Annotated in this window: 12 protein-coding genes; all 12 read left to right on the top strand. The window is 60.3% G+C overall.

Features of this window, described 5'->3' with window-relative positions; translation table 11 throughout:
* Positions 1-3 precede the first annotated feature (3 nt).
* The 12 genes from H586_RS18280 (at position 4) to H586_RS0105615 (ending at position 15,465) form a co-directional block, all read left to right on the top strand.
* The gene (locus H586_RS18280; protein ID WP_011366897.1) at positions 4-1,239 is read left to right on the top strand and encodes a glycosyltransferase family 2 protein; all 1,236 of its coding nucleotides are present in this window, start codon (positions 4-6) and stop codon (positions 1,237-1,239) included.
* Positions 1,236-2,495, top strand: a complete 1,260-nt coding sequence (locus tag H586_RS0105665; protein WP_051363879.1) for a glycosyltransferase — start codon at positions 1,236-1,238, stop codon at positions 2,493-2,495. The genes H586_RS18280 and H586_RS0105665 overlap by 4 nt, the downstream gene beginning before the upstream one ends.
* Positions 2,495-4,945, top strand: coding sequence for a glycosyltransferase (locus tag H586_RS21010; RefSeq protein ID WP_027181548.1), 2,451 nt, complete (start codon positions 2,495-2,497; stop codon positions 4,943-4,945). The genes H586_RS0105665 and H586_RS21010 overlap by 1 nt, the downstream gene beginning before the upstream one ends.
* Positions 4,946-4,947: 2 nt before the next feature.
* Positions 4,948-6,657, top strand: a complete 1,710-nt coding sequence (locus H586_RS0105655) for a TIGR03790 family protein (RefSeq protein WP_011366900.1) — start codon at positions 4,948-4,950, stop codon at positions 6,655-6,657.
* A 25-nt stretch (positions 6,658-6,682) separates the two neighbouring features.
* Entirely contained in the window at positions 6,683-7,519 is an 837-nt protein-coding gene (locus H586_RS0105650; RefSeq protein WP_011366901.1) for an ABC transporter permease, read from the top strand.
* A 26-nt stretch (positions 7,520-7,545) separates the two neighbouring features.
* Entirely contained in the window at positions 7,546-9,219 is a 1,674-nt protein-coding gene (locus H586_RS0105645; RefSeq protein ID WP_027181547.1) for an asparagine synthase-related protein, read from the top strand.
* 44 nt (positions 9,220-9,263) lie between these two features.
* Positions 9,264-10,181, top strand: a complete 918-nt coding sequence (locus H586_RS0105640) for a glycosyltransferase family 2 protein (protein ID WP_034618673.1) — start codon at positions 9,264-9,266, stop codon at positions 10,179-10,181.
* 106 nt (positions 10,182-10,287) lie between these two features.
* Positions 10,288-11,226: a glycosyltransferase gene (locus tag H586_RS0105635; RefSeq protein ID WP_011366904.1), complete on the top strand. Its 939-nt coding sequence runs from the start codon at positions 10,288-10,290 to the stop codon at positions 11,224-11,226.
* The gene (locus H586_RS0105630) at positions 11,216-12,829 is read left to right on the top strand and encodes an O-antigen ligase family protein (RefSeq protein WP_027181545.1); all 1,614 of its coding nucleotides are present in this window, start codon (positions 11,216-11,218) and stop codon (positions 12,827-12,829) included. Before H586_RS0105635 ends, H586_RS0105630 begins: the two co-directional genes overlap by 11 nt.
* A complete protein-coding gene (locus H586_RS0105625) occupies positions 12,816-13,994 on the top strand; it encodes a glycosyltransferase family 4 protein (protein ID WP_027181544.1) in 1,179 nt (392 codons plus the stop codon). The genes H586_RS0105630 and H586_RS0105625 overlap by 14 nt, the downstream gene beginning before the upstream one ends.
* Before the next feature lie 15 nt (positions 13,995-14,009).
* Positions 14,010-14,855: an exosortase A gene (gene xrtA / locus H586_RS0105620; RefSeq protein ID WP_027181543.1), complete on the top strand. Its 846-nt coding sequence runs from the start codon at positions 14,010-14,012 to the stop codon at positions 14,853-14,855.
* Positions 14,845-15,465 carry an exosortase C-terminal domain/associated protein EpsI gene (locus H586_RS0105615; protein WP_011366908.1) on the top strand — a complete coding sequence of 207 codons (621 nt, stop codon included), beginning with the start codon at positions 14,845-14,847 and terminating at the stop codon, positions 15,463-15,465. The genes xrtA and H586_RS0105615 overlap by 11 nt, the downstream gene beginning before the upstream one ends.
* The last annotated feature ends 12 nt before the right edge of the window (positions 15,466-15,477 follow it).

Genomic DNA, 15,477 nt, shown 5'->3' with positions numbered 1-15,477 from the left:
CCTGTGCTGTACGCGTTTTTATGCCTGATTCTGGCATTTGCCACGGCCGCCACAGCATGGCTTGCGCTGTTGGCGGTGCTTGGCTGGCGGCCATGCGTGCGGCAGTCGCCTGTATCCGCTTTTTCTGCTGCTTCAGACAGGGATCGGACCGGCGGCTGTTTTTTTGCGGTTGTCATACCGGCCCATGACGAAGAGTCCGGCATCGCCCGCACAGTGCAGGCCGCACTGGCCATGGAGTATCCTGCGGATGAATTCCGTGTGCTGGTGGTGGCCGATAACTGCACGGACGGTACGGCGCAGGCGGCATCCGGCGCGGGTGCCACGGTGCTTGTGCGGTCCGATGCCGCCCGCAGAGGCAAGGGCTATGCCCTGCGTTTTGCGTTTGATGCCCTGCTGGGCGGCGCTCACGGGTGCGCAGGCTGCTCCTGTGTTTCGCTGCCCCGGGTGGATGCTGTGGTGGTGCTGGATGCAGACACGGTGCCGGACGCAGGCCTGCTGCGTGAATTTGCCGCGGGACTGCAGGCCGGTAATCATGTCATGCAGGCGGAATACGGAATTCTGAATCCCGATGCGGCGCCGCTGACCTGGTGGCTGCATGTGGGCAACGTGATGGAAAATATTCTGTTTTACGAAGGCAAAATGCGTCTGGGCCTGCCTGCCGTGCTGCGGGGCAACGGCATGTGTTTTTCCGCCGCGGTGCTGCGGGCGCACCCATGGCGGGCTTTTTCCATCACCGAAGACACTGAGTACACGCTGGAACTGCTGCGTGCGGGCGTGGGGGTGCGCTACATGCCGCAGACGCAGGTGCTGGCCGAAAGCCCCGTCACGGTGGAACAGCTGCGCATGCAGCGTCTGCGCTGGGCTTCCGGCAATGCCGGTATTTCCCGGCGCGAGGCACTGGTTCTCATGCGGCAGGGGCTGGCAGAGCGTCAGGCGGCCCTGTTTGATGCGGGCTGGAGTATGCTGACGGGCAGCAGACCGCTGATGCTGCTGACTGTTCTGCTGCCGCTGGCTGCCGGGGTGCTGCTGCATAGCGGGTTCATTACGGCATGGAGCATGTGCCTGCTGGCGGTGCAGGCCGCCATGGTTGTTGCGGGAACCGTCAGTGCGGGACTTACCCGTCGGCGGGTTCTGTGGACGCTGTATCTGCCGGTGGTGGTGTACGAGCTTGTTTATGCCACTGTCAGAGGCCTTCTGGGCATCAACCGCACTGTATGGCAAAGGACAAAACGCGTATGAGCGCCGCTTTACCGTCATCTGCATGCATTTTACCCGAAAAAGGCCCCGTCACCGTGGCACATTGCATAGCGAGCAATTTTTACGGGGGGCCGGAACGGCAGGTGCTTACCCATCTGGAGCATCTGCAGCGTTCAGGGGTGCGTCCGCTGCTCATTCCTTTTTTTGAAGAAGGCAGGCGTAACGAGCTGTATCTGCATGCACAGGAGCGGGGTATTCCCGTGGCGCCGCTGAGACGGCAGGGAGCGTTTAATCCGCTGCTCATCGGGGAACTGGCGGGGGTGCTGCACCGTGAACAGGTGCATCTGCTTGTCACGCACGGATACAAAGCCAATGTTGTGGGCAGACTGGCATCGTGGTTTATGCGTGTGCCGGAGGTGGCCGTATCACGCGGCTGGACCGGCGAGTGCCCGCGAGTGCGGTTGTATGAGCGTCTGGACAGGCTTTTTCTGCGGTTTGCCAGACATGTTGTGGCGGTTTCCGCCGGACAGCGCGCCAAAGTTGTCGAAGCCGGCGTGCCGGCTGCCAGGGTAAGCGTCATTCACAACGCCATTGATCTGGAGACGTACCCTCCTTCTGCGGGGGTGCTGCGCCCGCTGCTGGGCATACCGGATACGGCGGAGGTGGTCATCACCGCGGGCAGGCTGTCGCCGGAAAAGAATCACGCCGGAATGATACGTGCGGCGGCCATGGTTCTCGAGCGGCATCCTGATGTGTATTTTGCCGTTTTCGGCGAGGGGGCGCTGCGCAGCCGGTTGGAGCGTCAGATAGAGGAAGCCGGACTGCAGAACCGTTTTTTTCTTCCCGGATTCCGTAAGGACATGCGCGGCATCATGCACGAATGCGATATTTTTGTTCTGCCCAGTTTTACCGAGGGCCTGCCCAATGTGGCGCTGGAGGCAGCTGCCTGCCGCAGGCCCGTGGTCTGCACGCGCGCCGGAGGTTCGCCCGAGGTGGTGCGCCACGGGCACACGGGGCTGGTGACGGAACCGGGTGACGATGCCGCACTGGCCGCCGCCGTCGGCTCTCTGCTGGATGATCCCGCCCTGCGCAGAACCATGGGCGAAAATGCTTATTCGTTCATCAGCCGGTCATTTTCCTATGCGGGGCAGACAGAGCAGTATCTGAATCTTTACAGACGGATAACGCCGATGCCCTGTGCCGTTACCCCGCAGCATTGTGCGTGGACGGACGGCCGCGGCGGTGCCGTGTCCGGCAAGGAACAGCAGCAGCCCGTGCGGCGGCAGGAGGACGCGTAATGTCTTTTGCCGCAGTGCGCGGACTGTTGGCGCGGCGCGGAAAGGCTTCTCCGGCCACAGGTGAGCAACAGGCCGCAGGTGAGCAACAGGCCGCCGGTCAGGTGCAGGAAGAAGTCGTCGCACAGGCGGTTGCGGAGGCTGAATCTGCGGAAATTCCTCTGTGGCGGCGGGACGAAGGCGTCTGGCCGTTTATCACGGTGGTCATGCCCGTACGCAACGAGGAGCAGTTTATCGCCGCCACGCTTGAGCAGCTTCTGGCGCAGCGGTATCCGCATGACAGGTTCGAGATTATCGTTGCCGACGGCATGTCCGACGATGCCACGCCGGATATAGTGAAGGAGATCGCCGGTCGTGCACCGCAGGTGCGGTACGTGCCCAATGCCGGACGGCGCTCATCGGCGGGGCGCAATGCAGGATTCCGCGAAGGCAGGGGAGATATTTTTCTGGTGGTGGACGGGCATTGTCATATCCCCGATGCCATGCTGCTGCATAATGTTGCCCAGTGCATGCGCAGATTTGATGCCGACTGTCTCGGCCGTCCGCAGCCTCTTGATCCGCCGGAGCTCACCGCGTTTCAGCGGGTGGTGGCGCTGGCCCGGGCATCGCGCATCGGCCATGGTGCCGGTTCGTTGATCTACAGCGGGTATGAAGGTCCAGCCAGCCCCGTAAGCAATGGCGCGGCCTATACCCGTGCCGTGCTGGAAAAAGTGGGCTATGTGGATGAAAGTTTTGATGCCTGCGAAGATGTGGAGTTCAACTACCGTGTGGAGCAGGCCGGTTTTACCGCGGCCACCAGCCCGCTGCTGACTGTCCGCTATTATCCGCGTGAAACCCTGCCTGAACTCTGGCGGCAGATGGTGCGGTACGGCGAGGGGCGTTTCAGACTCTGGCGCCGCCATCCGGCAACGCTGACGCTGCCTGCGGCCCTGCCTGCCGCTCTGGCTGCCGGTGTTTTCTCTCTGCCGCTGTGCCTGCTGGCAGCTCTGGCGGGGTGGCTTCTGCCTTTGGGCATGTGGCTGTTGTGCGTGCTGCTGTATGCGCTGGCAGTGTTTACCGTTTCTGCCGTTGAAGCGCAGAAACGCGAGGAACCGGCCCTGCTGCGGCATATGCCGGTGGTGTTCGGTTCCATACATCTGGGATTGGGGTACGGGTTTCTGCGGGCGGCGGCGCGTTGTCTCAGGCAGGGCTGGAGGCAGTGGAAAAATAGTTTTATTGCTGTGTTACCCCGTCGTGCGCGGCGTGTGCTGGGCATTGCCGAACGCGTGCCGCATTCCGGCGGACCTGTGCGTGTGGGCATGGTCATCGACGGCATCTGGTCGCCCACAGCCGGTACCGAAAAACAGCTGCTCATGCTGCTGGACAGGCTGGACAGGGAAAAATTCGAGCCGGTGCTTTATGTGCTGCGCGGTTCGCAGTGGATCAGTGAATCTTTTGATTCGTGTCAGGTACGGGTGGCCGGAACAGACAGCTTTAAAACCCGCGAAGGATGGCGCGGAGTCCTGCGGCTTGCGCAGTGGTTTGCGGCAGACGGTGTGGATGTGGTGCAGCTGCACTTCAGGGACGCCACACTGGCAGGCACCGTGGCCGCATGGCTGGCCGGAGTGCCCCGCGTGATCAGCATGCGCAAGAATCAGGGATACTGGCTCACGCGTCCGGACCGCCTGCTGCTGCGGGTACTGAACCGCGGGGCGGATGTTTTTGTGGCCAATTCCGCCGACACAGCCGCCCGGGTGCGGCGTACGGAACATCTGCCGGCAGAGGCGGTGAGGGTCATTCCCAACGGGTTTGATACCGGCGCACTGCCCGGCGACGGCGGGATGAGGGCAGCCGCCCGGCAAGAAGCCCGCGAAGCGCTGGGGCTTGCACCGGATGTTCCCGTGGCGGGCATTGTGGCCAACCTGCGGCCGGTGAAGCGTCTGGATGTGTTTTTAAAGGCAGCGGCGGCGGTGCGACGCAAAATGCCTGCGGCACATTTTGTTCTGGTGGGCGAAGGCAGTGCGCGGCCTGCGCTGGAAAAGCAGGCACGCAAGCTGAAGCTGGAAGAATGCACCGTGTTTGCAGGGCGCAGAGAGGACGTGCAGCGGCTGTTGCCGGCCTTTGACGTGGGAGTGCTTTCGTCTGATTCGGAAAGTTTTTCCAACGCGCTTGTGGAGTATATGGCCGCAGGGCTGCCCGTGGCGGCCACTGACGTGGGCGGTGTGCGTGAAGCGCTGGAAGGTTCGGCCGCAGGCCGTATTGTTCCCGCGGGCAATGCCCGCCGTCTGGGGGCTGCCGTGCTGGAACTGCTGCAGGATGAACAGGCCCGCGGCCTTGCTGCTGAGGAGCATCCCCGTATTGTGCGTGAGCGGTTTTCCGCCCGTGCGTATGTGGCTGCCTATGAGGAACTGTACCGCGAACTGATGTGCGGCGCGGCAGATGTCAATGCCTCCGGCGTACAGAAGGAAGAGTGACTATGAGCCGTTGTGAAAGCGTTATGGCCTGCGGATGCCGGTTGCTGGTCGGCTTTGTTTTTCTGGCGGCGTTGATGGTGCTGCCGGCTGCTGCGTCTGCTGCCCCCCCGCCTGCTTTTTCGGCGGGCGAAATAGTATCGTCCGACGGGGGCGCCGTCATGCGCTGGGAGTGGAACGAAGAGGCCGTGACGGGTGAGGGGATCAAAGGTGTCAAGGTGTACCGCCTGCGCACCGGCGACGAAACGGTTTTCAGAGGCGCTCCTGTGGTGCTGGTCAAAGACTGCGGAATGGATCGTACACTGGAACTGACCGGACTGACCAACGGTGAGCAATATGTTTATTTTTTGCATACCTACGACGCCGCAGGCGCGGAAAAACCCCGCGCTATGCTGCTTGCACGGCCGGGAACAGATCCCGAAGGCGTGCCGCAGGGAGTGAAAAATCTGTACGCGGTGGGCGGGCATGGCGCAGTGGGGCTTTTCTGGGATCAGCCTCTGGAACGCGATGTGGTGGGATATGAACTGGCCCGCAAAGCAGCCGGAGATGCCGGATATACAGTTCTGGCCCGCTTTCCCCGATATGTGAACGGCCGTGTGGAACAGGGGGGCGATACTGTTTCCGTACCGGTTCAGCGTCCCGGTTTTTTTCGGGATACGACGCTGGCAGACGGGTTTGAATACCGCTATCGCCTGAGAGTTGCCGATTCTGAAGGAAACCTGAGCACTGCCGTGGAGACCGGCCCTGTACGCACCGTTGCCGCCCGTTCGCCGAAGCCGGATGAAGTGCTGCTGCTGGTGCGCGGCGGCGACGGTGCTTCCATGCGCGTTGCCCGGCAGTATGCTCGTAAGCGCGGCGTGCCGGAGCACAGAATTTTAGAGATAGACCTGCCGTCTGCCGCGCACCGTTTCCGTCTGCGCCAGATAGAAGAGCCCCTGCGGCAGTATCTGCTGCATACAATGGAAGACGGCGTGCGGCTGGCTGCACGCATACGCGTCATTGTGCCCTGTTTCGGCATACCTCTGCGCGGTGCGGGCAGAAGTGTCGATTCCATGATTTCCGACATCTTCCGCCGTTACACGTGGGGACGTGTGATGGGAACACCTAATCCCATGTTCCGGTCCGGAGGACATTTCGACCCCAGCCACGGGCTGTATATGGCGGTGCGGCTGGATGGTCCTGACGAAGAAACGGCCGCCGGTCTGACTGACAAGGCTCTGCAGGCGGAAAAAACTCTGGTGCTGCACAATGCGCCGGGACTGTTTGCCAAAAATAAACTGGTGTCGGAAGTGGAGCAGGCGGCGTCGCGGTATGGTGTTCCCGTGCAGATGAAACCCCATGCCTATACGCGTGACAATGATGTGCCGCAGGATACCGTGTGGTTTTACGGAGTAGGTCACGCCTACCGACCGGTACGCCGGACGGACTGGCCCGCGGGGGCTGTGGCCGCTTTTCTGAAGTCTGATACGCTTATTTCCCTTTCCTCCTCGCCGCCGTGCTGGGCGCAGGGATTTCTGGAGCAGGGTGTGACGGCCACCTTCGGAGCGGTGGCAGAACCGTATGTGGAGGGGTACACCCGCGGTGACGTGTTTTTTGACCGCTTCTGGAGCGGAAAGTTCACATTTGCCGAGGCCATGTTTATGGCAACCCCCACTGTACGCTGGATGATGAGCGGCATCGGTGACCCGCTGTACAGGCTGCCGGACACAAAATAAACAAGAACAGACAGGTATTTTTCAGATGAACAAGACCGATGCACGCTACAGGGTTGTGCTTGAGCAGCGTAAAGGAATGCGCAGTATAAATCTTCAGGAACTCTGGGAATACAGGGATCTTCTGATGTTTCTGGTATGGCGCAGTATCCGGGTGCGCTATGCGCAGTCGCTGCTCGGGGTGGGGTGGGCCATTGTGCAGCCGCTTTTTTCCATGGTGGTGTTCACCATTGTGTTCGGCAGGCTGGCCAAGGTCGACTCCGACGGGGTGCCCTACGCTGTGTTCAGTTTCACGGCACTGGTGCCGTGGACATATTTTGCCAATGCGCTGACAGAAAGCGCGGGAAGTCTGGTCAGCAACGCCAATATGATACGCAAGGTTTATTTTCCGCGTCTGGTGCTGCCTCTTTCGGCCGTGGTGGCAAAGCTGGTCGATTTTTCCATCGCCATGGTCATGCTTTTTGGCATTATGCTGTGGTATAAGGTGGTGCCCACCTGGGGCGTGCTGTATCTGCCGTTTCTGGTGGTGCTGATGATGCTTACAGCCGCAGGCATAGGCACATGGCTGACTGCTTTGGCCATTCAGTACCGCGATGTGCATTACTCGCTCAATTTTGTCGTGCAGCTGCTCATGTATGCCGCACCGGTGGTGTATCCGGTGTCGCTTGTTCCCGAAGAGTACCGGCTGCTGTACGGCTGCAATCCGATGGTAGGAGTCATCGAGGGATTCCGTTCCGCACTGCTGGGCACTGTGCCCATGCCGTGGGACCTGCTTGGGCTGGGGGGCGGATTGTCGCTTTTTCTTTGTGTCACCGGTGCGCTGTACTTCCGCAGCAAAGAAAAAATATTCGCTGATGTGGCATAGGCTGCGGCGCGTAAGGCAGGAATACCATGCTTGACAGACGGCAGACACAAGCGGCGCTGCAGCAATGCCTGCGACAGCCCGTGTTTATACTGGCGCGTGACGGTGCCCGCGGCCTGCTCGGTCTGCCCGCATCTGTGCGCCGGAGTCTGTGCAGGCTTGCTGACGTCCCGTCATCGCCGCAGCCCGCTGATTCCGCTCAGCCCGCTTTGCTGTCCGCAGGGCCTGCGCACCACGAACAGGGCTACAGACAGCCCGATGGCGGGGGAATTTATGCAGGGTGGCACTGGGACGGTGCAACCCTGCAGCTGTTCACCGACCGCTACGGCATACATCCTCTTTACTATTTCTGGACGGACGGTGTGCTGGGTGTCTCCCGCTCGCTGCCTGCCCTGCTTGCCGCCGGAGCACCGGCAGACCTTGATATGAAAGGACTGTCCGTTTTTCTGCGTGTCGGGTATTTTGTGGGCGAACGTACTGCCTTTCGTCACATACGGGTGCTGCCGGAGGGGGGCTCGCTGGTCTGGAAGCCTCTTTTTTCCGCAGACAGCGCTCCTCAGGTTCGCAGCAATCCGGTCTGCGTGGCGCCATGCCACGAGGGCCCTGTGACCGGAGCGGCAAAAAAACGGTATATGGACGGGTACATCGATCTGTTCCGTCAGGCCGTTTCACGCTGTCTGAGCGTGACGGAAGGACCCGTGGGGCTGCCGTTGAGCGGCGGCAGAGATTCGCGGCATATCCTGCTGGAACTGCACAGGCAGAATCGTCTTCCGCAGCTGGCGGTGACTGCGCGTCATTTTCCGCCCCGGGCCGACGATGATGCCGATATAGCAGCAGAACTGGCCCGCCGCACCGGCTGCAGGCATGAAATTATCGGAGCTGCTCCTTCGCGGCTTACCGCCGAATGGTGCTGCCATCTGGAAACGGACTTCTGTGCCGACGAGCACAGCTGGGCCCGCGGGGCGGGACTCCGCCTGAAAACGCTTGGCTGCACGGTGTTTGACGGTCTGGGGGGAGATAATCTTTCCGAATCCGGTCTTGTGACAGAAGAGCGCTGCCGAATGCTGGAACGCGGAGAATATGCGGAGTTTGCACGGGGGCTGACGGCATCGCCCGCGGTGTTCAGCGAGACGGCCATGCGTCTTGTACTGCGGCCGGAACTGTATGCGGCCATGCCGCACGAGATGGCACTGGCAGAGCTGGAAGAGGCTTTGCGGCGCTGTTCCGGTGACCCGCGTCCCGCCCGCAGGTTTTTTTTCACGGCCAGACTGCGCCGCGAAGTCGCGCTGCTGACCTTCGGTGTTTTCGGCGGGGGGATTGCAGTGGCTCCGTTTCTTGACGCTTCCCTGCACGATTACCTGTGTTCTCTGCCGCACGAGCTGCTGGTGCCGCGCGGGTTCCATTCCATGACCATTACCGCCGCATATCCGGAGTTCGCTGATATCCCCTTTGAAAAGAAGGGGACTGTGCAGCGCGATGATGCCGCACACAGTCTGCGGTTGTGCCGCGAACTGGCCATGCTGGGGCTGCGTCGCAGGTCCCGCCTGCTGAACAACGCCGTATTGTGGCCGCGTCTGCTGCGGGGAGCGCTGGACAGCCGCTACGGCGCCTCCACCCGCTGGTTCACGCTTACAGCGGCTTATCTGTACCATCTTGAAGAAATGGCGGAAGCATGCGGTGCAAAGCGGGAGGCTGTGTCATGACCGGAGGTTCTGCGCAAAAATCATCAATACCCGACAGGAGCGTCATGTCTGACCGGCCTGCCGTAAGTGTCATCATGCCTGTGTACAAGACCGAGGCGTATCTGGCGGAGGCTGTCCGCTCCGTGCTGGAACAGGATTTTACCGATTTTGAACTGCTGGTGGTGGATGACGGTTCGCCCGGTGACGTGCGCGGTATTCTGGCAGGGTTCGACGATGCGCGCATCCGCTATCTGCATCACGAAAACCGCGGGCCGGGTTACACACGCAACAGAGGCATACGGGAAAGTACGGGACGCTATGTGGCGTTTCTTGATTCTGATGATGCATGGATGCCGCACAAACTGTCCATACAGGTAGCGGCGCTGGATGCGGCACCGCAATATGATGTTGTCTATTCTCAGCGCGAAACCATGGACGGGCACGGCAGGACTGTTGCCGGATACACCCCGGTGCTGCACAGCGGCGACGTGCTGGACGAACTGTATGTGGACAGCTTTATCTGCATGTCGTCAGCCATGGTGCGCCGCGGTGTGTTTGCCGTCAGCGGGTACATAGCCGAGGATCTGCGTATCAGTCAGGATTATGATTTCTGGCTGCGCGTGGCCTGCCATCACAGATTTCTGGCTGTGGACGAACCTCTGGTGCGGTACCGTGTGCACGGCACGCAGATCTCGCGGCAGGTGGAAGAGCGTGTGCGTGTGGTCTGGCAGATTTATGAACGGTTCAACAGGGAACACGGGCATCGGGTAAGCCCGCGTGCACGCAGGCGTTCGCGTGCATCCTTTTACAACGGCAGAGCAGACCGCTGTCTTGCTGCGGGTAAGCGTCTGCAGGCGGCAGGCTGTTATCTGCGGGCGATGGTGTTTCATCCGCTGGACAGCCACCCGTGGAAAGGCTGTGTCAGAGTGCTGCTGCCCGCCCCGCTGCAGCGTCTGGCGCGGCAGCTGCTGCGGCGCGGATAAAATGCACGGCAGGATGTTCCGTACATGCCGCAGCCGGCGCGTTGCCCGCCGGCAAAAGCGGGACACACAGCAGGGTATGAAGCCGGTAAGCGGCTGGGAGTGATATATGACGACAACACCCCGGGTGAGTGTGGTTATTCCGACGTACAATTACGGCCATCTGCTGGAGCAGTGCCTTGAGTCGGTATTTGCACAGACGTACAAGGATTACGAAGTGATTCTTGTGGATGACGGTTCCACCGATGACACGCCCGGCATCGCTGCGCGCTATGAAGGGCGTATCCGCTATTTCCGCAAGGAAAACGGCGGTCCCTCAAGCGCCAGAAACGAGGGCATACGGCAGGCCCGCGGCCCGCTGATCGCCTTTCTTGATTCAGACGACCTGTGGCTGCCGCATAAGCTGGCGGTGCAGACTGCGTTTGCGGATGCCCATCCCGAATACGGTCTGGTGTACTGCGATATGCAGCATGTAGAGCATGGCCGCGTCATACACCATTCATACCTGCACGAGCGGGGGTATACCTGCACCGGCAGCGGCTGGAAATATGTCGATCTGCTGCGCGAGGGGTTTGTCTTCACGCCCACGGTGCTGGTGCGCAAAGAATGTTTTTCCGCAGCCGGCATGCATGACGAGGGGTTGCGGACCTGTCAGGATCTGGACATGTGGCTGCGGATAGCAAAGCTGTATCCTTTCGGTTTCATAGACGAGCCTCTTGTTGTCAGACAATACCACGGTGACAACAGCACAACCAACGCCGAACGGTATCATGCCAACCATATCCGCGTGTTTCTGCGCGAACTGGAATCAACCGCGGATGAAACCGCAAAGCAGGTGCTGCGGGGGCGCCTGTCAGAACAGTACTTCGCTCTGGGGTATCATTATTTTTCCACGGGCAGCAGGCGTCAGGCACGCCGCTGTTTCCGCAGTGTGCTGAACTACGGCATGCGGGCCGATGCCGTACGCTATTACGCACTGGCCGCGTTGCCGGAAGGGCTGTTGCGGGGGCTTTGCGCTGTTACCGGAAGAGGACCGTATGCGTCGTGACATGCTGCTTCCGCTCATGCTCGCGGGCTATCTTTTTCTGCTTATATTCCGGCCGTATGAATACTGGCCGGTGCTGGGAGACTTCCGGCTTGAGCGCGTCTACATGCTCACATTCATGGCTGCGGCGTTTTTTGTGCCGGGCAAACGGCTGCCCTCCAGTCCGGTACATCTGGCCGTGGGGGCGCTGGCGCTGACTTTGCTCGTTTCCGCTCTGGGGGCGTACAACGGACAGGCTGCGTGGCGGACGGTGGAAGACTATCTGAAGTATATCGTTTTTTATGTCATGCTTATTCTGTCTGTCCGTAACGAGCGCGATTTCAGATTTGTCCTGCTGGCTTTTGTGGCGGTCATGGGGCTGTATGTGGGAAAATCCATGTGGGAATTTTTTGTCCACGGCCGCCATGTATACCGTATGGGTATCCGGCGGATGGTGGGGATAGATGTGACCTATGGTGACCCCAACTCGTTTGCGGCAAGTATCGCGTACTCGCTGCCTTTGTTCTGGGCCCTTGTGCGCTGCCGGTTTCCTTCCGTGTGGGTACGCCGCGGTCTCTGGCTGTACGGGGGCATGGCGCTGGTGGGCATAATCTTTACGGGGTCGCGCAGCGGCATGGTGACCGCCATATTTTTTGCGCTGCTGGTGCTCATGTCATCATCGCGCAAACTTGTCGGAATTTTTGTCGTTTTTCTGCTGCTTGTCTTTGCATGGGATTTCATGCCCGATGACCTGCAGCAGCGCTTTCTTTCCACTTTTGGCTACGGCCATACGGGCAAAGGCGCCATAGAATCTGCCGAAGGCCGGTTGAAAGGATTCCAGCAGGGCATGGAAGTATTCACCCGGTATCCGCTGCTGGGCATAGGTCCCGGCAACTTCGGGTATAGCTGGGAGGGGCTCTCATCCGGCCCCAAGTCGCACAACGTGTACGGAGAAGTGGCCGGAGAACTGGGGCTGGCCGGTATTCTGTCATTCGGCGGTCTTGTGGTGGTTCTGTTCAGGCAGAACATCCTGCTGCGCAGGCGATGCCGCCTGCTGCTGAGCCACCCTGCCTTGCTGCGTTCTGCCAGACGCAATGTGCATGACAGAAGCACTGCGGTGCGCAGCCCGGCTGCCGCGCGCGATGGCGGTGGCAGCAACGGGGCGCGGTACAGCATGAAAAACCATGTGCCTCCGGCGGAAGACAATGTCAGCACACGGCACGGCTATGCCCTGAAAGCGACACAACAGGAGACCGGAGAAGCCCCGTACCGCATGAAACCGTTGCCTGATACCCCTGAAACAGCCGGTTCCGCGCCGGCGGACAGAACCGTTCCGCAGACTTTGGCCGCAGACAGGCACACACCGCAACCGCGCCCTGTGCAGGCGCAACGCAGAAAAGCACGGGCCGGTGCAGGTGCCGGAGGGCTTGCCGGCGGTGACCTGCCGGGCAGTCTCATGTTTTATTCTCTGGTGGCGCAGGCTGTAATGCAGACACTGCTCCTGATGCTGTTCAAAGGATGGGGCGACCATAACCTTTACCGCTACACTTGGCTCTGGCTCGGAGGAGTCACCGTTTTGGGAAATTTTTTATTTGCTCAGGAGGTACGCAGGCATGGACGGTCGTAAACAACTGCTCTGCGTGGTGCGCTGGCCGGTGGGGGGCATCCGCTCGTATATGCGGTATGTGTACGGTTGTCTTTCCGATGCGTGGCAGGTCACCGTGCTGGCGGTGGAAACGCAGGAACGTGATGCACTGGCCGCAGATGTGCAGCAGTTCGGAGGCGAGCTTGTTCTGTGCCGCGGGGAACGCTGGGGCGATGTTGCCGCACTGACGGCTGCTGTATGGCGCCAGTTGCGCAGCCGCAGGTACGACGTGATACAAAGTCAGGGGTTCACTTCCGCTTCCGCGGTGACCGCCGCCAACTGGCTGCCTGCGGTGCCGCATGTGCTCACGGTGCACGGCGTGCTTGAAGAACGCTACCTGACGGGATGGAAAGGGCGCATCCGCCGTGCCGTTGCCAACAGAACCATCATGGGGGCTGATGTGGTGTACGGTGTGGGGCACGACATTCTCGGGCATCTTGCAGAGCAGGTGCCGGGCTTTGATCCTGATGCACCGAGGGTTACCGCCATCCCCACGGGAATTGCAGCAGACATGTACAGCAGCACCCCGCAGAACAGGGGCGGGTTCCGCCGTCGCGCCGGTGTTGATGAAGATACTTTTCTGTTCGGTTTTCTGGGCAGATTCATGCCGCAAAAAGGGATGGATCTGCTTATCGATGCGGTGGCGGAACTGCAGAAAACATCTGCGGGTAATGCCGCATTCCGCGTGGTGGCCGTGGGGTCGGGCGACTATGAACGGGTCTACCGCAAGCAGGTACAGGAACATGGTCTGCAGGACTATGTTGTTTTTATGCCGTTTCAGCCCGGTATGACAGAAGTATACCATGATCTTGACGCCGTGATCATGCCTTCGCGCTGGGAAGCCCTGCCGCTTGTGGCGGCGGAGGCGCTGTGCGCCGGGGTGCCGCTTGTGGCTTCTGATTGTATAGGGCTGCGCGAGGCTGTGGCCGCCACACCGGCCCTGACCTTTCCTGCGGGAGATGCCGCAGCGCTTGCCGCGTGCATGGCCCGTCTGCTTGCCGATGACGGGCAGATACGCGCCGGGTTTGTCCGTTTTCAGCCGCAGGCGGCGCAGCGGTTTGACGTTCGCGAAACGGCGCGCAGGGCGGAGGCCTTGTTTGACGGCATGATACGGAACCGGCACAGGCTGCCGCAGCACGACATATAACGTAAGAGGACAGATATGAACGCTGCCGAAGGATTGCGCGGTACCCGCGGGTACCTGCTGGTGTTCGGGCTGCTTATGGCGGTCATCTACCATCAGATAGCGGTGGAAATGGTTATGAACTGGGAGCACGACCCCAACTATTCGCATGGGTTTCTTGTGCCGTTCATTGCCGGCTATCTGCTGTGGCTGCGCCGCGATGCCGTGCGGCAGGTGCCGGTGAAACCTGCTGCAGGCGGGATGGTTATTCTGGCCGGAGGTCTGGTGACCTTGCTGCTCGGTGTGAGTTCCGTGGAATTCATGACCATGCGTTCTTCCATGATCATCGTCACCGCGGGCATGATTGCCTTTGTATACGGCTATCCTTTGCTCCGCGTTCTGCTGGTACCGCTCGGCTATCTTTTCTTCATGATTCCGATACCATATATTTTGTATGACGAGGTGGCTTTTCCTCTGAAGCTGTTTGTGGCCAAAGTGGCTGTGGCCGGACTCAAGCTGTTCAGCCTGCCGGTGCTGCGCGAAGGAAATGTGATCATTTTTCCCAACATCACGCTGGAGGTGGTGGACGCCTGCAGCGGCATGCGGTCGCTCATGAGCCTGCTGGCGTTGTCCACCGCATACGGGTTCATGTTTCTGCGCAGACCGTGGCAGCGTGTTGTTCTTGTTCTGGCCGCTGTGCCCGTGGCGGTGGCCACCAACGTGTTCCGGGTTTTTGTCACGGGTTTTCTGGCCCGTCATGTGGGTAAAGGAGCCGCCGAAGGCTTTTTCCATGATTTTGCCGGGCTGGCTGTTTTTGCCACGGCCATGGTGCTCATTGCAGTCATAGGCTGGCTGCTGAGCATGGGAGGACGTAATGCGCGCTAGGTTCTGCGTTGTTTTTGCGCTGCTGGCTCTTGCGGCTGTTTTTGTGCATACACATTCGACAGCGTCTGCTCCGCCCCACCGTCCGCTGCAGGAAATTCCTGTTTCTCTGGGGCCGTGGCGGCTGATGGGCCAGACTGCATTCAGCACCGAAGTGCTGGACCTGCTGCGTCCCACAGACTACCTGATGCGCCGCTATCAGGACCGTTCCGGTGTCGTGGTGGATTTGTATGTGGGCTATCACGGCGGCGCTAAAGGGGAAGGCGGAATACATTCCCCCCGTAACTGTCTGCCCGGTTCCGGTTGGTATGAGTTGTCTTCAAACCCCATGGTGGTGCGTACTTCTGCCGGCAGCGTGCATCTGGTGCGTGCGGAATACGCCTATGGCGAAATGAGCACGTCGTTTTATTACTGGTTTGATGTGCGGGGGCGCAGTCTGACGGATGAATATGCATTGAAGTGGGAGCAGCTTGTCAACGGGCTGCTGCACGGGCGCAAGGATGCCTCGTTTATCAGAATATCCGTTCCTCCGCATATTCCGCAGCCTGATGAGGTGGCAACGCGTTTCATCAGTGATTTTTATCCTGTTCTGAACACCTTTCTGCCGCGCTGACAGGTGCCGCAC

The organism is Oleidesulfovibrio alaskensis DSM 16109, assembly GCF_000482745.1.
In the GTDB taxonomy this organism is placed as follows: domain Bacteria; phylum Desulfobacterota; class Desulfovibrionia; order Desulfovibrionales; family Desulfovibrionaceae; genus Oleidesulfovibrio; species Oleidesulfovibrio alaskensis.
This window is presented reverse-complemented; position numbering and strand designations above follow the sequence as displayed.